The sequence below is a fragment of the Runella aurantiaca genome (assembly GCF_003339505.1).
GTDB lineage: Bacteria > Bacteroidota > Bacteroidia > Cytophagales > Spirosomataceae > Runella > Runella aurantiaca.
Map to the genome: position 1 here is coordinate 669,420 of NZ_QPIW01000001.1, position 20,398 is coordinate 689,817.

The window sequence follows — 20,398 nt, forward strand, 5'->3', positions numbered from 1 at the left end:
AGGACATTTTTATTCATACACGCAAGCCTGTCAAGTCATTTGACAGGCTTGCGTGTTTATAAGTAGCTATGATTTATTTCTGTGAACTGGTAGCAGAAGGAGTGATGGGCCTGCATCCCGCAATTTGTACTTGAAATGTACTTCCCTGTTCGGCTTTGAAGCCCGCATTGAGATAAACAGCGTTTCCTGCTTGGTAGGCCACTGTGGCACCCGACGCAATCGTATTGACGGCCGTAATCGACTCAGAAGCTTCTAAAGATACACTTTGACCGTTGGTGATTGGACTATTAAGGGCATACTGCGTTGGGCAAACAACTTCGAAGGTCTGTTCAACAAATTTCCCATTTTTTGAATAACTTCCTTTAAAAAAGGCTCTTATTCTGACTGTTCCTCCCTGCCCGGTGAGCGTTACGGTGTTGCCAGAAAGGGTTGCGGGGCCCGAAATAAGCAGGTACTCGATGGTTTCGTTGGTAGGGCTGCTGCTTGCCGAAAGTATGAATGGAGGCGAAGAGGCCGCTTTTGTACCAATGCTCGTAAATTGAATGGAATAAGGTGTAATGCTTCTATTTACCTCAAAAGTTTGCTCCACAGGTATGGCGGGTCGATAATTGGCATCTCCGTGTTGCACGGCCCTAACGGTCACTTGGCCAGGCGCTCCCGTGAGCGTCAAAATGTTGCCGATAATGTAAGCGGGTCCTGAACTACTAAAAAAATGGATGGGGCTGAGGCCTGAGCTTGTCGTAGCCGATAATGAGACATTGCTGCTTGTGTTGAGGCTTATTGATTGATCATCAATGTCGGTGAAGCTAATGATTTGAGGCATGCCCGCACAGTTGACGGGAATATCTTTATGATAGTTAGTAGATAAACCATCGGGATCAGTAACGGTTAAATAAATTCGGTAGAAATAAGTGGCATCTCCGACCTCACATGGGGTGCCATCGAGTACAGTATTGATTGCATTTCCAACTTGAGTGGGGTTTCGGTGCTCGTGCCCGTTGTGGACCAACGCAACCGTCCAACTCAGCTGGAGGCTATCCGTGGGGCTTTGCCCATCAGAAACCACTGCCGATAAAGTCAAAGGGTAGTCTACCGACGCAGAAACCCCGCTGATGGTATCAAGGCTAATGCTATTGATGACTGGCGGAGTACTGTTGACATAGATGTAGGTAGAGTCGCTGCTGCTGAGTCCCGTGCCATTTGTATCTCTCACGGTTAATTTTACTTTGTATTTCTGTCGTCCGTTGGTGGGAGGATTAAATAAATAATGCGGCGCCAATCCCGTGCTGAAGGGGGGCGCGTCGTTGATGCGCCATTCGTAGGTAAGGGAAGTCCCTTCGGGGTCATAGGATTTTAAAGCAGTAAACGCAACGGGCAAAGGCGCTAAACCGCTGTTGACATCGGTCTCAATCTTGGCTACGGGTGGGAGGTTTGAGGAGCTATAATGCAGCTTTCTGACTTCGTCGCAGGGGTTGGTGCTTTCAGATACCCCGGTAATATAATAGATACTTTCGTCTACCTCGTTATAGGCCAAATGAACTATTTTTTGGGAAGCGGTCATAAAGTGGCTAATGCTGACGGGGTCATGGTTGGCATTCAGTTTTAATACTCGTATCCATTTTCCATCGTAATCGGCCATAAACAAGGCATTTTGGTAATCGGCTGGATATTTAGTGCCCGTGTAGAAGACGCCCCCCATGGTGGAGGCTCCCGAAAAAGTAGGGCCGGTGTAGGGAAACTGTGCCGAGCCTATCTGAACTTTAGTCGTTTGATTAAGATACACATTGGCGTCGGTTGTGAGCGAGCGGTATTCCAAAATCGGCTTTCGGTGCGTGGTAGGAGCGTAGTTAGGGTCGTTCCAAGGGGTATTTATCCGCTCTAGTCCTTCATAAAGCGGCCATCCAAAGTTTTGGTTCGGGGCCGTTACGGTATTAATTTCTTCCCTTGAAAAATTACCCACATCTCCTACGACCAGCACACCGGGGTCGCCGTCTTCTGGATTGTGACTACCAGAATTGGGGACCAATGTCATCCGGAAAGGATTCCGTAATCCTTTTGCCCACATTCTTGAGATGGCGGCTCGTGGGGTACTTGGGTTATACAATGGATTGGAAGGAATGCCGTTGCCTGTTTCGGGGTCAATTCGTAAGATTTTTCCGTTGTGGGAATTGTCAACCTGAGAGCGATAGGCACCAATATTGTGGGCTTGGGTAATCACCCCCGCATCAATGGCTTGTTGGTAGTTGCCTTCGTTTCCTCGGTCATATACTCCAGCGAAGGCACCGTCGCCTGTCGAAATCATCAGGGTGCCGTCCTCACCAAAAACCATACAACCCCCTCCGTGGTTATTCCAAATGATGGGAATGCCATCGGAAGGAGTTGTGCCTAGAAGCACCACACGACTGTTGTTGACAAGTGCCGTAAAGCTCGGGGCGGCGTTGATATTGGCTTTGTAGCGCGTTATGCGAACGATTGAACCTGTTTGGTCGGAGCCATCATTTCCGTTCATTCCCGTTAATAAATAAGTTCGGTTGACGGCATACATTAAATATAGATAACCGTTGGTGAGGAAGTCAGGATGGAGAACGACCGAAACGAGTCCTAAGTCGTTGTTACTCAGTACTTCATAGTTGATGTCGAGTAGCAGGTATTTTTGGGCGTTTCCGTTGGCATCGAAGCGTATGGCCCAAACTTTTCCGTTTTTTTCCCAAGTGTACATTTGCCCCACTTGATCAAAAACCACTCCTACCATTCCTACAAGGTCGCCGTTGGCGCCTTTCACTTTCAGTTGACTTTGAAACCCAGAGGGTTGACTGTGGACGGTGGTAATAAAAGCAAAAAAACAAAGAAATAAAGCAATTCTCATGGTTGAGTGTTATTGGTAATGAAGATAACCGGACAGATAAACCCGTTGGGATTTTCAAACGGCAAAATATTAGAAAAAAATGGTACACTCAAACCTACGGAAATTAAACGAAAAAGTATTTTAATACGTAAGAAGAGGCTATTGCCCTCCCAGAAGGCAAACAAAAACCCCGCACGGTGGCGGGGCTTGCATTTATAATAGAAGGGTTTAGTGTAATCAGTTTTTATCGAGTGCAATGATACTTTCGGTTTCATACGTCCCGCTTTCAGTACGTAAATTGTAGACGTGAGTTACGGTACGCACTGCGTGTTGAATAACGCTAATTTCGGCCGTCACAAAACGCCCCGACACGGCATCCCTCACAAAAACCCAATCACCAACTTGGAGTTGGCTGATTTTTTTTCGACCCGTTAAGGTAAGAAACGGGTGTGTGGCGGTTGCTTCAAGTGCAATCAAACCATCGCGCACTTTGGCACTTACCCATGCTTGTCCGTGCGGCTTGATGAGCAGTCGAGTGAGTTGAAAACTGCCTTCGTGCGTTTCAACGCGGGTTACTTTTCCTTGAAAAATACCCGATAACATATCACCTTCCGCAATTGAGGAGATAGGCTTTTCGCTCCCATCGGCTAAATTGACGAAGGTTTCGGCGGGAAAACAAAAATCGTTGGGGTCTTTCTCTTCGGTCGAAGTGGAGTCAGAAGCATTTTCGGTTTTGAGTTGAGACAACATGTAGGCTACACAAACCGCAAAGCCATTTGCCAGGGTATTTCCAACCTTTAAATCGCTCATGTATTGATTCCAAACCTCTTTGGGGGCAAGCTGATTGGGGATGTACAATTTGATTTGCTTACCTTGGGCGCTAAAAACGGCTAATGTCCCAATCCCGTTCATGGCGGCTCCTTCCGAAATTTTATACAGATAAATTTTTCGGTCGATACCGTCTTTTAAATTGAATTCAAACAGTCCGTCGGCTCCTTCGGGGCGGTCAAAAACGTAGCCTTTTTCGCGGATGTACGTATGTTTCTCCACACTTTTAAGGGGAAGTGCTTTGACTTTGGCGTATTCGTCCAGCGTAATGGCGCGCATGTTGCTTTGGGCAAATACACTTGTACAAGCCGCCAGGTATAAAATAATAATAAATTTCATCGCAGAGGGATTAGCTGACAGATTTGGCAAATGCCTCTTTAAATGCTTTCATTTCGTCCATTGTACCAATACTAACGCGGCACCAGTTCTGTTGGTCAAAAAACCAACTGCGCACACTTACCCCTTCAGCCATCATTTTTTGAAGCAATACCTGCCCTTTCACTTTGATGGGGAACAAAACAAAGTTGGCCGATGAAGGTAAATATGTGTAATCCATCGACTTGAGCGTATCATAAAGGAATTTTTTCGACTCTGCGGTATTTTTCAAAACCATTTCCTGAAATGCCTTGTCTTTGAAGCTCGCAATAGCCGCCGCTGCCGATGTGGTTGAAACGGTAAAGCCTCCCGAACAATACTTGCGTAATTCTTTCAAGGTAGCGGGTTGACCGAGCGCGTAGCCGATTCTAAGCCCTGCAAAGCCGTGGAGTTTTGACAGTGTTCTTAGGATTAAAACATTCTGACCTTTGCGAACGTGCTCAACCATACTGTCGGTGGCGGGGTTGGGGGCATAGTCAATGTAGGCTTCATCGACTAATACAGTTGATTTTGGCGAAGCAGCGTCACAGAATGAGCTCAGCTTAGCCGAAGGCAGCATTACTCCCGTAGGGTTGTTTGGATTACAGATATAAATCAAACTTGTATCCGCACTTAAGCGCGTGTCCATGGCGTCCAAATCATATTGGTAGTCTTTGGTCAACGGGACTTTTATGGTAGGCATGGTGGCGCCGTCTTCACGGGCGTCGCGGCCCGAGATGTAGCAAGTTTCGGCCATCATCACTTTTCCCTTCGCCCCTGCCATCAATAGACTTGCCATGAGGAGTTCGGAAGAGCCGGCACCCAACAATACTTGGTCGGGAGAAACGCCATTCATTTCTGCAATTGCTTTCCGCAATTCCATCGTAACTGGTCCTGCATAAAGAAAAGACTTAGGAGCGGTGTCGGAAATGGCCTTAATAGCCGCCGTAGAAGGCCCCCACGGATTTTCGTTGGAGGAAAGTCGGGCTTTGATTTGCGGAGCTGCCGCCAGCATCGCTTCGTGCGCCAATTCGAGTTCACGCTCTGCATAAACATCCAAGATTCCCTGGGTAAAAACAGGGGCGGCGTTGACGGGATTTGCCTGTCCGATAGTTAAGCCGGCAGAAGCAAGTAATCCTGACTTGAGCCAATCACGACGATTGAGATTTGATGACATAGGAGTAATGGATAAGATGAACGGTTTGTTTGCAGGGAGGAAAATGATTGTTCTCGCTTGGCAACGATAAGCAATTTGATATAAAGATAAAGTGTAATTGTTTCAGCTTGGTTTATCTTATTGATAATCGTTAAAAATTGGAAAAAGATAATTTTTGACGATATTTTTATGATAGATAAATAAACAAAAAATACAGTAAAAATCAATATTATGAACAAAAATACATAAAAATAGAACTAAATAAAATGAATTAATCAAAATTTATTCATTTTGCTTTAAAAATTAAAAGTAAGTAATTTTCATGAGTAATTTAATTAAGTAGGGTGTTTTGTCTAAAAACTGGAATAATATTTTGTATAATCTAAGAAATAATTGTTTTTTTCTCATAAAATTAAAGAAAAACAAAAAAATATGGAGTATACGTTTGGTAATTTGTAATCAACGACATACTTTCGAATCATAATTACAAAAAAAGTACAATTTACTACTTATTGATATTCTTCTTTAGCCGCACTTGTAGAGGAATATTAATCCGAGAAAAGAACTCTAAAGAAGAATAACTCTTAGCTCGAAACGGTGTCTGCCTTCAAAAGCTGCCGCCAAATCTTAACCTAAACACATTTAAAAAACTGTCATATTTAAAAAGAACGTAACTGCTCATCAACTTGCTGTTATTGATTTCTTAGACGATAAAGGAGGGAATGTCCTCTTGCTTGGCCACGCTTGCCCGACTGTAACGATTGTGGGTGCTTATGCGGCCTGTACCGGCAAATTCGGTACGGTCGGTGCGTAGCGTGAAGTGCAATTATTACTAACACTAATCAACCAAACTATTACCAGATGAAAAGACTTCTACTATTTTCTGCTCTGTTGGCAATAAGCTGGGCAGGATACGCCCAGCGGATGGTCACAGGTACAGTAACCTCCAAAGATGAAGGTGTTTTGCCAGGGGTAAACGTTCTTCTCAAAGGTTCACGGACGGGTGTTGCCACCGATGGAACAGGTGCTTTCAAAATAGCGGTTCCTGATGACAATGCTGTATTGGTATTCAGTTTTATCGGTTATGGAATACAAGAAGTACCCGTGGGCGCTCGCTCTACCGTGAGTATCGAAATGCTGCCTGATGTAAAAGCCCTTCAGGAAGTTGTCGTGACTGCTTTTGGTATTGAAAAAGAAAAGAAAGCCTTAGGATACACGGTACAAGAAGTAAAAGGTTCTCAGCTTGTGGAGGCACGCTCCAACAACATTGTGAATAACCTCGCCGGTCGAGTGGCTGGGGTACGTGTTCAGAGTAACGGTGGACCGGGTAGCGGCTCAACGGTACAGATTCGGGGCGCGTCTTCGGTATCAGGAAATAACCAGCCTTTGGTTGTTATTGACGGGGTACCCATCGATCAAAGTACGTCTACTTCCATGACCAGCGGCGAAAAGCAATTCGGTGGTGGTCTGTCGGAAGTAAGTCCTGACAACATCAAAGACATCAGCGTATTGAAAGGACCAAACGCCGCCGCGCTATACGGCTCACGGGCGGCCAACGGGGTTATTTTGATTACTACCAAAAACGGTGCTGGTACAAAAGGAATTGGCGTGGAAGTAAACTCTAACATTACCTTCGAACGCCCTTTGGTAAAGCCTGATTTTCAGGATATGTACGGCGGTGGAAATGGCTACCGCACTTGGTATTCAGACGGTTGGTCGGGTGCCATCACGGGCGATGCAATCCCTCAGTACCGCGCGGCTTACGGTCCTACAGCTCCTTTGTTTGGTACAGATGGAACGGACGAAAGCTGGGGCGCACCTTTAGACGGCCGGTTGGTTCGTCATTGGTGGTCTGGTACTCAAGTGGCACCACTTACTCCTCAGCCCAACAACTGGGAAGAATACTGGGAAACAGGTCAGACGCGTACCAACAACGTCGCGCTTTCGGGCGGAAACGATAAAGGTAATTTTCGCCTTTCAATTGGTCGTATGGGCCAAGAAGGGATTATGCGTAGCAACGATTTTTACCGCAATAACTTCAAACTCAATACGGGCTACAACTTTACCCCTAAACTTAACGTAACGCTTTCAGCTGAATACATCAAATCGGGTTCTAAAAACCGTGGGTATCAAGAAGGTCAGCAGTTTATTTGGTCGCACCGCCACGTATCGTGGGAGCAACACAAAGACTACGAAGGTTATACGGCTACGCACATTCAGCGCGCACTTCCTGGCCGTTTGCCAGATAGCGATCCGCCAAACTGGCAGCACACCTTCTTTACCAACCCTTTCTTCGTAAACGATAAGTTGCCATTAGGCAACGTGAAGGACCGTTTGGTAGGTAACATTGCCTTAAACTATAAAATTACGCCCTTTTTGAGCCTGATGGCCCGTTCGGGAACGGATTTCTGGTCGGATACGCGTATCAATATTATCAACTTTGAGCGCGTTCGTAACGGAAACCGTACACCGGGTCAATATTCAGAAGAAGTATTGCGGGCGCAAGAAACCAACTCAGACGCTATCTTGACGTTTAATAAAACGGTTGCAAAAGACATTTCAATTACGTCACAATTCGGAGGAATTCTTCGTCAAAATTACTACAAGCGTAACTTTACTCGGGTAGGGGAGTTAGTGGTTGATGGTCTATACAACCTTTCAAACTCTGTACCAAGCCTTAATACGGTAGAAAGCCGGATTGAAAAAACCGAAATGCAGTCACTTTTTGGCACTTTTCAAGTGGGCTGGCGCAACGCATTATTCCTAGACTTGACGGCCCGCAATGACTGGTCAAGTACGCTTCCAGCCGATGCTCGTTCTTATTTCTATCCTTCGGCTTCGGTAAGTGCGGTTTTTACCGATTTGCTTAACATTCAGAGTTCTATCTTGACTTTCGGTAAAGTACGTGCTAGCTGGGCGCAAGTTGGAAACGACGCCCGTCCTTACCAGCTGAATCAGGTGTATCGTTCGGGTGGTGCGTGGAACGGCTCTACCCCACAGTATTACGAAAATGTCACCATTCCAAACTCGGGCCTGAAGCCTGAAATTACGACAGGTATTGAATTTGGGATGGATTTGCGCTTTTTGCGCGGCAAAGTTGGCTTAGACCTTACTTACTACAACCAAACTTCACGCAATCAAATCCTTGGGGTAGAAATTTCAAAAGCAAGTGGATACAACAACCGTATTCTTAATGCAGGAGAAATAGAAAACAAAGGATTAGAAATTGTATTGAGCGGTACTCCTTTCAAAGCAGCCAACGGCTTCACTTGGGATGTTGCGGTCAATTACGCCCGTAACCGAAACAAAGTAATTGCCTTGGCCGACGGACTAACCACTTTGATTTTGCACCAGCAACGCGGTCTTAACTCCGAGGCACGTGTAGGAGAGGCTTATGGAACTCTATTCGGTATTGGATTTGAACGCAGCCCCGATGGTCAGATTATCTACAGCAACGGCTTGCCAGTTGTTTCCACTACGCCACGTATTTTGGGTAATATTCAGCCAAAATGGACGGGTGGTTTGAGCAACACCTTCACTTACAAAGGCGTTTCACTCTCAGCTTTGGTCGATGTACGCATTGGCGGTGACTTCTTCGACGAAGGCACTGGAACCGCCCGTTGGACGGGTCAGTACGAAGAAACGGCCGTGGGTCGTGAAGAGGGTATCATCGGAAAAGGCGTGAAAGTGGTAAGCACAAACGCTGATGGTTCGGCTGTTTATGCGCCAAACGACATCATCGTAGCTGCCAACCAATTGTATGGTTATAACAACCCACGCCGCTATCACGAAGCCGTTATCTACGACGGAAGCTACGTGAAACTGCGCGAAATGACGCTAGGATACAGCATTCCTGAAGCATTGTTGAAAAAATACATGATTCGTACCGTGAAGTTCTCGGTGGTAGGTCGCAACCTGGCGATTTTGTTCAGCAACCACACCCACATTGATCCAGAAGTAGACCGTTTCGGTGGAAACCGTCAGGGCTTTGCTTATGGAGAGTTGCCCAACTCACGGAGTTTAGGATTTAACTTGACTTTTGGATTCTAGCATCCGTTAAGGCAGGGCCTTACGGGCCTTGCCTTAACGTTCATCAAGGTTTAATCAAAAAGACTTATACTATGAAAAAATACATACTACTTTCTTTGGCATTGATTCTTACGGCAACCTCGTGTACGAGTGAGTTCGACGAGATGAACGTGGACCCCAACAACCCCACCAAAATCAGCGCCCAGTACCTGTTGCCTTATGCCCTTGAGCGCTCGATTGACCGTTATTGGGGAGGAAGAACGCGTTTTGAGCGCCTTAATCTCGACGGAGCCATGCTCTGGATGCAGTATTTGTCGCGCAATATTTATTCAAATGAAGGAGATAACTACGGTATTTCTCCCGCTATGCAAAACAATAACTGGCAGGGATTCTTTAATGATGGTTTGGTAAATTATCAGCGTATCATTACCGAAACTGGGCCCGAAGGAACGGCTCCAAATGCCAATTATGAAGGCGTGGCGCTCGTGATGCGTTCGTGGTTGTTTTCGGTCATGACCGATATGTGGGGCGCGATTCCTTACAATGATGCATTGAAAGGAACGTCGGCTGAACCTAACTATTCACCTGCCTACGACTCACAGGAAAAAGTGTATGAAGGTCTGTTGAATGACTTAAAAATTGCCAACGAAAAATTGAACCCCGCTGGTCCTGCTATCCTTGGCGACATTGTTCACAACGGTAACATCATGCGTTGGAAGCGTTTTGCTAATTCACTGAGATTACGTTTGGCCAACCGTCAGGCGGCCAAAAAACCAGCAGAGTCGCGGGCCATTATGCGGGAGATTCTTAGCGACCCCGTTAAATTTCCCATCATTACGGCCAATGCCGACAATACGGTTTTGCGCAGTACTTCTGTTTTGCCAAGCAACAACGAATGGCACCAAGTGTTGATACAAGAAAGCCGTACTGACTGGAACATTAGCAGCACCTTGGCCGATAAAATGAACAGCCTAAACGATACCCGCATCACGGTATACGCAACACCTGTAGGTGGCAAATACGTAGGACATTCAAACGGTTTACCCGACGCCATTGCTACTACTTATCTCGCAACAAGCTCAGGAGTTGGAACGGCCTTTACCCGCATTGATGCTCCAAGCGTACTCATGACGGCTTCGGAAGTGAACCTTATTTTGGCCGAAGCAGTGCTTGACGGCGACATCACCACAGGGACTGCCAAAGGTTATTTTGAGGCGGGAATTACTGCTTCTTTTGAGCAATTTGGACTCACTGTACCCGCAACCTATTTTGCGACGGTGGGCGAAGTAACCCGCGAGAAAGTGTTGGATCAGAAATGGTTAGCGCTTTATGGTGTCGGTATTGAGGCATGGACGGAGTACCGTCGTACGGGTTTTCCGGTATTGCCTGCCAAAGACCCACGCGCCGTATTTGAAAACGATGGCGTATTACCTACCCGTTTACCGTATCCTGGAAGTGAGTACTCCCTCAACAAGGCAAGTTTAGACAAAGGAATTGCCCTCAATGGCGGTGCCGACAACATGAAAACGAAGCTTTGGTGGGCAGAGAAATAATCGTAATTTCACATTGACATTTAATCTTTAACAAATACACACAAACATTCAAACCAATGAGCCAGAAAATTGACCGCCGCAGTCTTTTAAAATCAGGTTTTATGACCCTCGGAGGGATTGCCGCCATGCCCGCTATCGGTGCATTTGCCAACGTTCCTTCTCGCGTAGATGCAAATGGTAACATTTTTCACAGTCCTTTATTGCGGGAGACATTCTTGGAAAATCCTCCAAAGACTCCTCCCACCATGATTCGTATCAATGCCAATGAAAACCCTTACGGCCCGCCAATGAGCGCTCGCAAAGCTGTATCTGAATCGGTGGCAACGGGTAGCCGTTATTCGTGGAAAGAGCTGGAAAACCTCGTAGACAAAATCGCGAAGAAAGAAGGCGTAACTCCTGACCACATCATGATGGGCCCTGGGTCATCCGATTTGTTGGAGAAAGTAGCCCTTGTATTGTTTGCTAAAGGTGGAAACGTCGTTTCGGCCGACCCAACCTATATGTCGTTGGTAAAAGTAGCCGAAGCTACGGGTGCTTCTTGGAAAGCCGTTCCTTGCAAAGGCGACTGGTCGCATGACCTGAAAGCCATGGAGGCGGCGATCGACAAAGACACCAAGCTTGTTTATATCTGTAATCCTAACAACCCAATGGGAAGCATCACATCGGGCAAAGAATTGTTGGATTTTTGTTCACGTGTAGCCGACAGAGTACCCATTTTTGTGGACGAAGCTTATCTTGAACTAGCCGTGGGTGCCGATACCCAAAGCATGGTATCCTTGCTTAGCCAGAAGAAAAACGTCATCATTGCCCGTACTTTCTCGAAAATCATGGGTATGGCAGGTTTGCGCGTAGGATACGTGGCTGCTTTGCCTTCAACGCTTGATCAGATTCAGAAAATCACGCGTGGCGGGATGGGTATTACCCAAACCTCGATTGCCGCGGCCGTAGCAAGTATGGACGACAATGAGTTTCAGGATACAACCCGTAAGCTCAACCACGAAGTAAAAACGTACCTCTGCAAAAATCTCGACCGTATGGGGTATAAGTACGTAACTTCTTACACCAACTTTGTGATATTCCCCATCAACATGCCGGGCAAAGAAATGCTCCAAAAAATGATGGCCAAAGGAATCATGGTGCGCGGTTATGAGATTCAGGGAAAACCCTGGTGCCGTGTAAGTATGGGTACAATGGACGAAATTAAGCAGTTCGTCAGCGCATTAGAAGCTATTAGTTAATTAGGAGTGATTAGGCAGGAGTCAGTAGGAAATGATTTCATTCTCGCTACTGACTCCCCACTACTGATTCCTCACTACTCCCTGAAATTATGAGTGACGCTCTACAAAAAGCATTTACGTTATTGTTATTGATTGTTTTGGGTTTGATTTTGCGTTCCAAATTTAAAAACAAACAACAAACCGACGGAATCAAGGAAATGGTGCTTTCCGTAGCCCTTCCTTCCACCATTTTTATTGCGTTAATGAAGGTAAACGTTGATTCTAAGCTGATTATCGTTCCCGCATTGACCTTGGTTTTTAACTTTTTTATGTATTTTATTACCCCCGTTGCTTTGACGTTTTTTGGCGTCGAAAAAAACAGCTCTACTGGTCGTACGCTCATCATGTTGCTTCCCTCGTTGGCCCCGGGTTTGTCTTGCTTCCCGTTCATTGCGGAGTTTTTGGGTCAGGAAAGCGTGGCAATGGCGGCGTTGGGCGATGTTGGAAATAAGTTCTTTGTCTTGATATTTTTGTACGTGATTGCCTTGAATATGTTTCTTAAAAATGCCAAAACAGAAGAGACAAATATCAGCGACAAAATCAAGGCTCTTTTGCTCAATTTGGCCAAAGAACCCATCAACATCATCATTGCTTCGGCCCTTATTTTGTTGAGCTTTGGTGTGAGTTTTAAATCATTGCCCGTCATTATTGCCGATATGTTTGACAAAACCAGTGCCATGATGACGCCATTGGTACTGATATTCATCGGATTGGCGGTTCAGTTGAAACAAAAAAAGAAAAGATTGATTAGCTCTATGTTGATGTTTAGAGCGGGTATTACTATGTTGTTCAGTGCCGCAGTGATTGCCGTACTGGGAATAAAAGAACCCACCATGGTGCTGTTGGCGGTAGCAATTCCTTTGAGTTCAGCCAGTTTTTGGCCTTTTGCCCACATTTCAGCGTTCAATTTGCGCGAAGAAGCTTCGGGCTTACCCAAAGAACGCCGCACGTTTGATGCCGAATTGGCCGTATTGGTTCTGGCATTTTCATTGCCATTTTCAACATTACTGATTCTTGGAATTTTATCAGCAGGTACATTTTTTGCCGATTTACCTACACTCATTATGACTGGACTCCTTTTTATGGGTATTGGGGTAGTTCCCAACTTGATTGGAAAATCAATCATGAAGTTTTCAAAAGCCTAAAAATATAATTGGCTCAATTTACCATTGTTGCTTTTGCACTTAATCAACCAACACTAAAACCTAATGAAATTATGAAGACTGCAAAAATATTCCTTTTTGTTGCCGTGGCCTTTGCCGCAGCCTCTTGTAAAGTGGATGATCCATTTGTAGACCGCGTGGTTGCACCCGTTCTGTTGGTGTTTGATAATGCCATCGGAGATGGCGGCGGTTTTACCACTGAGCCGACCGTTACCTCAAAAGCAACGGGTACTGCTACCGTAAGTGTTCGCATTCTTGAATTGGACAAAACAAATATTCTTGACTATAAAAAAGGAATAGATTCTATTCCAGTAACTGGCCTAGCGTTGTCGCTTACAACACGTGCCGGGGTTAAAATTGCTGACTTGACAACCGATGCCAACGGTCGGGCCTTGGTGACCAAAACTTGGGCTGAGTTTGGCGTAGCTGCTCCAAAGGCTGGTTCGATTGTTTCGCTTACGCTGACGGGTAAGTACAAAGAGCAATCGTTTTCTAAACTGGCTCGTTTGCAGGCAGTTAATTAACAATAAAGCTGCCGTAGTGCAGTGCTTAAAGAAGAATAATCTGAGTAAATGGTGTCGCTGGATTGGAGAGAGTAAAGTGGTCAATATCAACAAACTATTCGATCTTAAACTTAATTCCTGATACCAAACTCATTTTAGAGTATATATTATTGGTGGGTTTGAATAATCAATGATTGAGTCGACACAGCCGAGGCATTCGCTTCGGCTGTGTTTTTTACTATTCGCCGAGCCAAGTTTTAAAGTCGCTGGCTTTTTCCCGCCCCACAATCGCTTCTTCGTCAAATGCGGGCGTCAATTGGATTTTAAGTTTGCTGTTGAAGTACAAATGTACTTTTTCGATGGCATTGGCAGAAGCAATGATTTGACGATTTAACCGAAAAAAATGACGAGGATTCAGTTCTCCGAAAATTTCATCCAACGTATAATCCACCAAGTAATCGCGTCCTTCAAACGATTTGGCAAAGCTCATTTTGTTTCGGGTGTAGAAATAAGCAATTTCTTTGGTGGTCAGGGAGAACATTTTCTGGCCTTGTTTAATCAAAAACCGCTCCCGATACACGGGGGCTGGCGCGGGAGCCATGTTAGAAAGCAGTTTTTTGATGGAAAGCTGGATTTCGCTCGGCTCCTTCAAAAAAGTTTCTTTGAGATAATTCAATTTGTTTAATGCCCTACTCAACTCTTCGGCCTTGATGGGTTTGAGTAAGTAGTCTATGCTGTTGACCTTGAAGGCTTTAAGAGCAAACTCGTCGTAGGCGGTAGTAAAGATAACGGGACTTTGGACGGTTACGTGATTGAAAATTTCAAAACTTTGCCCGTCGGCCAATTCAATATCTAGCAGGAGTAAATCGGGCGCGGGATGGTCTTGAAGCCACGCTACGGTATCTTCGATACTGGTCAGAATGCCCAAAATAACGGCGGTAGGCTCAACCTCCAGCACCAGTCGCTGCAATTTTCTGGCGGTTAGTTCTTCGTCTTCTACAATTAAAATGTTCATGTTATGCACCTCCGTACGACACAGAGGGGTTTGAAGGGTTGATGAGTGGGACTTTTACCTGAAAAATATGTTCCGTTTGGCGAACAACCACGTGGGGTTGGCCGAGCAGACTATACTTAGATGAAATATTGGCTAACCCCGTTTTATCAGAAGGCAGACTTTTGGATTTGACCTGTAAGTTGTTGACCACAAATAAGTCATTAGCGTCGTCGGCGTAAATGGTGATTTTTAGGGGTTGGTGACTCAAAATTGCATTGTGTTTTACGGCATTTTCGACCAATAATTGTAACGTAAGCGGTGGAATCAAATAAGACAGCTTGGCGGCAGGTATGTCTTTTATCAATCGGAGTCCGTTGCCGAAGCGCGTTTGGAGCAAATGAAAATAGGCATCAATAAAGTTTAATTCGTTTTCGAGCGTGGTGAGCGGTTGGTCGTTGTTTTGCAATAAATACCGATACACCGACGACAATTCTTCGATAAATCGCTCCGCTTTTTTGGGGTCTTCGGCCACCAACGACGACAGGGTACTCAGGTTGTTAAACAAAAAATGGGGCTGAATTTGGGATTTGAGCGAATCCAACTGCGTTTGCAGGTTTTCTTTTTTGAGGCGCTCCGCTTCATAATAGGTTTTCCACCATTGTTTGTACAAATAAATTGCCTCGTAAATGGCTAAAATCGGCAATAGCATTACCAGACCAAAAATAATGTTGAAAATATACCGTTGCGGTGTAAAATGATATCCCCAAAACTTAGTTGTACTGTAAAACAACGAGAATGTAAATCGAATGCCGATGGTAATGATGAACGTCCAAAACAACAAAAAGGCGATTCGGGTACGGGTAAGTTTGATGCCCGGATACTTATTTCTGGACGTGATAATGACCATTCGATTTAATTCCCAAAGTACGATGATGGCAAAGACTGAATGGATGATTTCTGAATGAAGGTCAATTCGGTGAAAAGCATTTCCTTCGTGGTAAATCACCAATGCCACCAGCGTAATGATAGGTACGCCGATGATTCTGAGCCATTTATCGTTGAGTTTTGTCATTGAAAAAGTTGTTCTTCCGCGAGAAATGTAATTTAATCTAGGGTTAACAGAATCAATTTCCAGTCATTTTTATCCTTTATCCATACCCGCAAATAGCTGGTCGTTTTGGCGGAATGGGTTATGCTTCCATACACGTAGGCAAAATCCCCAGCTTTTGAGATTCCGCCATTTAGTGCCTTTAATGTGGCTTGATTCGACAATTCTGAAAGTTCTTCGAACACCCGTTTTTGCGTAATAACGGGGCTTTTTGCGGGCAAATTGAAATGCGCAGAAGGATGTAGATAGGGCGAAAGACTACGCCATCCTTTGGTTGCAATCGCCTGATTGATAGCTTCTTCCAGAGTCATTATTTCGTCGTAGTTAGCATTCGCAAAGGATTGTTGGAGGGTGATTTCGTTTATGGTCGAAACTGGCGCGTGCGTTTCGGTATATGAATTCCCCAAATCTATCAAAAGTTTAAATTCACCAGCGTTATTTTTCTTCCAAATCGAAGAAAAATTGCCGCGTGCAATGACCGAATCTTTGGGTGTTGCCCTGACGGTATACGGCCCAGTATTCAAGCCTAAATCGCCAGAGGCGCTGATGACCGAAAACGAAGGCTCCCAAAACAAGACGGGAGATTTGGCAGGAGCTTTTTGGTAAAAGTCTATCCCGTTGAGCACTTTTCCTCGATTAAACACCACACCTATGCTATCAAGAAACATGAGGAAACCTTCTTTGATTGAATGCGTTGACGTAAAAGCCGCAAATTGTTTTTCGGTATCAATGAGTTTTTGAATTGGTTTTTGGGCGTGGGCCGTGACGAAGACCAACCCCATCAACAAGTTGGCAAGCGTTAAGTGGCGTAGTGGTTTCATGTGGTGTAATTGTGTTTTCTTCCCAAAAATCTTAATTCCACTTGAGACAACAAATGGACATATCCCTGAACTGTTGTTTTTTTAGTCCGAAGTGACAGAGAAGGCTTGGGGCTTGAAATAGTCGCGGTAAAGTGCGAATTTAGAGCGATAAAAGTGCAGAACAATCATTAATAAAAGCAATACGATGGATTCTGTAATCAAATCAAGACGTGCTGCGCTCAATACCCTCGGTGTTTTTGGCGCTGGAATGTGGTTGTTGCCTTCTTTTCAGTTTTCAAGCGAAGAACAAAACATGATTAAACGAAAAATACCATCGTCGGGCGAACCGCTGCCCATCGTGGGATTGGGTACTTGGCAGCAGTTTGACGTCGGACTGTCGGAAGAAGAACGCCGCCAACTCACCGAAGTCCTGACCCTGATGATTGAAAAAGGGGGCAGGTTGATTGACTCGTCACCGATGTACGGACGTGCCGAAGCGGTCATAGGAGAGCTTGCCGCGCCACCCGCCATTAACCCCAATCTCTTTTATGCCACTAAAGTGTGGACAACGGGAAAGGAAGCGGGGATTCGGGAAATGAATGACTCAATGGCCAAAATGCGTCGAAAAACCCTTGATTTGATGCAGGTTCATAATTTGGTTGATTACAAAACCCACTTGCAAACATTGTACAAGTGGAAAGACGAAGGCAAAATTCGGTACATTGGTATTACGCACTACACGGCTTCTGCCCACGAAACACTGGAGCGAGTTTTGAAGTCGGAGAAGATTGACTTTGTGCAGTTCAATTTTTCTATTCGGGAGCGAAATGCCGAGAAAAGGTTGCTAAATGAAGCCCGTGAAAAAGGGGTAGCGGTGATAATCAATGAGCCGTTTGAATCGGGTTCGTTGTTCAACGCGGTCAAGGGGAAGAAACTGCCCGAGTGGGCGGCTGAAAATGATATTCAGAGCTGGGGTCAGTATTTTTTGAAGTATATTTTGGCCAACGAGGCCGTCAATTGCGTTATTCCTGGTACTTCAAATCCTAAGCATGTCGTGGATAACATGGGGGCGGGGTTCGGTCGATTGCCTGACGATAAATTGCGTTTAAAAATGATTGAGTATCTAAGCGCAATTTAGATATTGAACCAGAATGAAAACTTAACGGCAAAGGGTGTGATGCCCGGATTTTGGCGGTAGGTCAGGCGGTGAATGGCGTCAACCCGCAGTACTTTAAAAATATTGTCGATGGCGTAGCCTACTTCAACGTAGGGTTCTTTGCCCAATGTACTGAAACCCAGCACGGGTCGCCCCTGCGCATCTGTGGGAGCTAGGAGACTCATATTGGCGGACCGTACGCTTCCGTAAAGTACCTTGGCATTGGCTAAAAAACGCCATTTTAAGCGTTTGATGGCAGGAATTCGGTTGAAAAGCAACCCTTCAAAATTATGCTCATACCGCAGTTGGATGTACTTATCGCTCACAAATTCAAAGTAATTCATGAGGTTGAAGGCATTTTCGACGTAAAAAAGGGATTCGTTGCCCAGCGGCGTATAGAGCATAGGGTAGGGGAGCGTTGAAGGAATATATCCTAACGTAACGTTATAATTGGAACGGCCCCATATTCCCACCCGAAAACTTTGTTTTACATTTAGGGATAGTCGGTGGTAACTAAAATCACTGTTCATGAGGTTACGAAGCCCCATTTGATAGCGAAAAATCACCAGTGGCCACCGCTGCGTGCCGAGGGTGAGTCGTTCGTTTTCGTTGTAGATAAACACCTCATCTTTGCCCCAACGGGTTTCAAAAAATAACTCCGAGTTTTGGTAATTGCTTTGGGTGGGTGAACGGTCGCCCATGCCGGGGGTGGTTCGGTAGGCAAAGGCGTACATGGGCTCAAACGAACGATGACGCAACCCCACGGTTTGGGTCAATCCTCTGAAAAGCTCGCGTTTGACGTAAGCAGAACTGACCCCTTCAAAATACCCGCGACGGTACGAACCCCAGCGGGTCATGGCGCCAAATAGGGCGTTGTTGCCGATGGCCTCCGACGAAAGCCCGATGCGCTCTAAATCATAACTATGACTGATGCCGCCGATGGTCCAGGGTTTGCGGCTAAAGATGTAGTCAACGCTAAAATTATACTTCCATTTTTGGTCCAAAGTGCCGTAGGCCGCGTGTCCGCTCAATATCCATTTGCGACTGAAATCGGGGTTGGTTTTGCCACCGATGCGGATACGGTTTCCTTCCACCACGTTGTTGGCGTATAAATACAAAAAAGGCCCGACGTCAATGTTGACCTTCGGAATTCGTTTATATCCATTGACGGCCATATTGAGGACTTCTACGTAGGTACGTACCACTGGAACCTGCTTAACGGAGTCAATGAGCTGATAGGCCGTTTGCTCGCCTGCCGTCAGCGGTTCATGACGAACTTTGTCCCAGTAGTCTTCAGGATATTCTTTATAGTCTTCCGAAAGTTCCAGCGGATAGTCATAAAACTTGGGAGGACGGGGTTTGTTGACCGTCACGTTTCGATTGGAAGTATAAAATTTTACCAACATTCCCGCCGTAGAGTCAGTCAATTCGGCTACGTCAATCAGCACCCGAGATTTGATGGGCATCCAAGTGCTGTCGCCGATTTGTTCGTATTCTTGCTGGATTTTGATGCGTTCAATAAAGTTGATGTTGGCGCGTTTGCCCACGCTGGCGTCCACCTGCACGAGTGCGTGCGAGAGGGTATCAATCCAAATGGTGCCGTTGAAAGCAAGGTCTTGGGGGCGTTTTGGTTCATAATCAATCTGATAACACCAATACCCACCCACAAAAGTAGTATCGACCAAAAAGTATTCGTAGGTGTTTTTCCAGCCGTCGGCAATCGGAGAATGAAAATCTTTTTCGACCACACTCAGCCAGTTTTGATAAAAATTATACTGCTGAAACGACGACCCAATGAGCTGAGAAATCAGGCTTCCGTCGGTGACGGCGATGCCCGAAATCTTGGTTTTAAGAATTTGTTCTTTCTTTTTGCGCGGGTCTTCTCGAAAGTAATAATTGGAAATGGATTCGGACAGATAAATCGGAATCACGGGCCGACCATCTTCGCCCGCAATCTTTTCAAATTTATCTACCGCTTCCGTAATCTTTCGAATGGCTTTGCGCTTTTTAAAACGCTGCGAAAGGTTATCTACGTCCACTTCAATCTTATTGTAGCTTTCGTATTCGTAGGCATTGAGGCGGTTGGGATTGTGCGCGGGCTTTTGTTTGACTACTTGCCGTAGAATGTTATACGCAGGATTTTCGCCCGCGTAAATCTTTACTTCCTGAAGTTTGATTTCGGAAGATTCGAGCTGAAAATTGATAACTTGTGAAATCGAATCTTTGCGAATGGCTTTGGTTTTGGGTCGATAACTCATCGACGAAACCATCAATGAATCGCCTATTTGGGTGGTTTTTAGCGTATAAAATCCTTCAAAATTGGTGGTAACTCCCGCAGTTTTTCCTTTGATTGCCACCCCTGCGAAGGGCACAGGGTCACCAGTTTGGGCATCGGTGATGCGGCCAGAAATGGTGTAAGTTGTCTGACTGACGCCTTTAAGTGACCATAAGAGTACGAAACAGACTAACGTACAACAATGTATAGGAAAGAAGCGTAATCGTCTAATCACAGGTGGGGGATTTGGTTCATGGTTTGTCTATGATGACAAACGCTTGTTGAAAATAAAAAAGTTTAGCCGCTATGACAATTATTTTTGACTTTTTTATTGATAATACGCAATTATGAGGCCAT

At 45.4% G+C, this 20,398-nt stretch carries 14 protein-coding genes; 6 read left to right on the plus strand and 8 right to left on the minus strand.

Annotation, left to right across the window (positions count from 1 at the left end):
- Positions 1-73 precede the first annotated feature (73 nt).
- The 4 genes from DVG78_RS02835 to DVG78_RS30500 all read right to left on the minus strand — a co-directional run bounded on the left by DVG78_RS02835 (position 74) and on the right by DVG78_RS30500 (position 6,009).
- Positions 74-2,866, minus strand: coding sequence for a PQQ-dependent sugar dehydrogenase (locus tag DVG78_RS02835; protein ID WP_114459533.1), 2,793 nt, complete (start codon positions 2,864-2,866; stop codon positions 74-76).
- Positions 2,867-3,082: 216 nt separating this feature from the next.
- Positions 3,083-4,012, minus strand: coding sequence for a Hint domain-containing protein (locus DVG78_RS02840; protein ID WP_114459534.1), 930 nt, complete (start codon positions 4,010-4,012; stop codon positions 3,083-3,085).
- Positions 4,013-4,022: 10 nt separating this feature from the next.
- On the minus strand, positions 4,023-5,204 hold the full coding sequence (locus DVG78_RS02845) for a pyridoxal phosphate-dependent aminotransferase (protein ID WP_114459535.1): 1,182 nt from the start codon (positions 5,202-5,204) through the stop codon (positions 4,023-4,025).
- A gap of 682 nt (positions 5,205-5,886) precedes the next feature.
- Entirely contained in the window at positions 5,887-6,009 is a 123-nt protein-coding gene (locus DVG78_RS30500; protein WP_262510935.1) for a hypothetical protein, read from the minus strand.
- Positions 6,010-6,044: 35 nt separating this feature from the next.
- On the opposite strand from DVG78_RS30500, the gene DVG78_RS02850 reads away from it, so the two are divergent.
- From DVG78_RS02850 to DVG78_RS02870, 5 genes are all read left to right on the plus strand, one after another.
- Positions 6,045-9,233: a SusC/RagA family TonB-linked outer membrane protein gene (locus tag DVG78_RS02850; protein WP_199563183.1), complete on the plus strand. Its 3,189-nt coding sequence runs from the start codon at positions 6,045-6,047 to the stop codon at positions 9,231-9,233.
- Positions 9,234-9,304: 71 nt separating this feature from the next.
- A complete protein-coding gene (locus tag DVG78_RS02855) occupies positions 9,305-10,765 on the plus strand; it encodes a SusD/RagB family nutrient-binding outer membrane lipoprotein (RefSeq protein ID WP_114459536.1) in 1,461 nt (486 codons plus the stop codon).
- Positions 10,766-10,821: 56 nt separating this feature from the next.
- Entirely contained in the window at positions 10,822-12,003 is a 1,182-nt protein-coding gene (locus DVG78_RS02860; protein ID WP_114459537.1) for a pyridoxal phosphate-dependent aminotransferase, read from the plus strand.
- 89 nt (positions 12,004-12,092) lie between these two features.
- Positions 12,093-13,187: an AEC family transporter gene (locus DVG78_RS02865; RefSeq protein WP_114459538.1), complete on the plus strand. Its 1,095-nt coding sequence runs from the start codon at positions 12,093-12,095 to the stop codon at positions 13,185-13,187.
- Between the two features lie 71 nt (positions 13,188-13,258).
- Entirely contained in the window at positions 13,259-13,729 is a 471-nt protein-coding gene (locus DVG78_RS02870) for a hypothetical protein (RefSeq protein ID WP_114459623.1), read from the plus strand.
- Positions 13,730-13,946: 217 nt separating this feature from the next.
- Here the strand turns inward: DVG78_RS02870 and DVG78_RS02875 are convergent, their stop codons facing one another.
- From DVG78_RS02875 to DVG78_RS02885, 3 genes are read right to left on the minus strand one after another with little or no spacing between them, the layout of a single operon-like run.
- Positions 13,947-14,723, minus strand: coding sequence for a LytR/AlgR family response regulator transcription factor (locus DVG78_RS02875; RefSeq protein ID WP_114459539.1), 777 nt, complete (start codon positions 14,721-14,723; stop codon positions 13,947-13,949).
- 1 nt (position 14,724) lies between these two features.
- Positions 14,725-15,774, minus strand: a complete 1,050-nt coding sequence (locus DVG78_RS02880) for a sensor histidine kinase (RefSeq protein WP_114459540.1) — start codon at positions 15,772-15,774, stop codon at positions 14,725-14,727.
- Positions 15,775-15,806: 32 nt separating this feature from the next.
- Positions 15,807-16,631, minus strand: a complete 825-nt coding sequence (locus DVG78_RS02885; RefSeq protein WP_114459541.1) for a nuclear transport factor 2 family protein — start codon at positions 16,629-16,631, stop codon at positions 15,807-15,809.
- Between the two features lie 184 nt (positions 16,632-16,815).
- Between DVG78_RS02885 and DVG78_RS02890 the strand changes: the two genes are divergently transcribed.
- Positions 16,816-17,748, plus strand: a complete 933-nt coding sequence (locus tag DVG78_RS02890; RefSeq protein ID WP_114459542.1) for an aldo/keto reductase — start codon at positions 16,816-16,818, stop codon at positions 17,746-17,748.
- Here the strand turns inward: DVG78_RS02890 and DVG78_RS02895 are convergent.
- A complete protein-coding gene (locus DVG78_RS02895; protein WP_229598111.1) occupies positions 17,745-20,276 on the minus strand; it encodes a DUF5686 and carboxypeptidase-like regulatory domain-containing protein in 2,532 nt (843 codons plus the stop codon). The genes DVG78_RS02890 and DVG78_RS02895 overlap by 4 nt on opposite strands.
- Positions 20,277-20,398 lie beyond the last annotated feature (122 nt).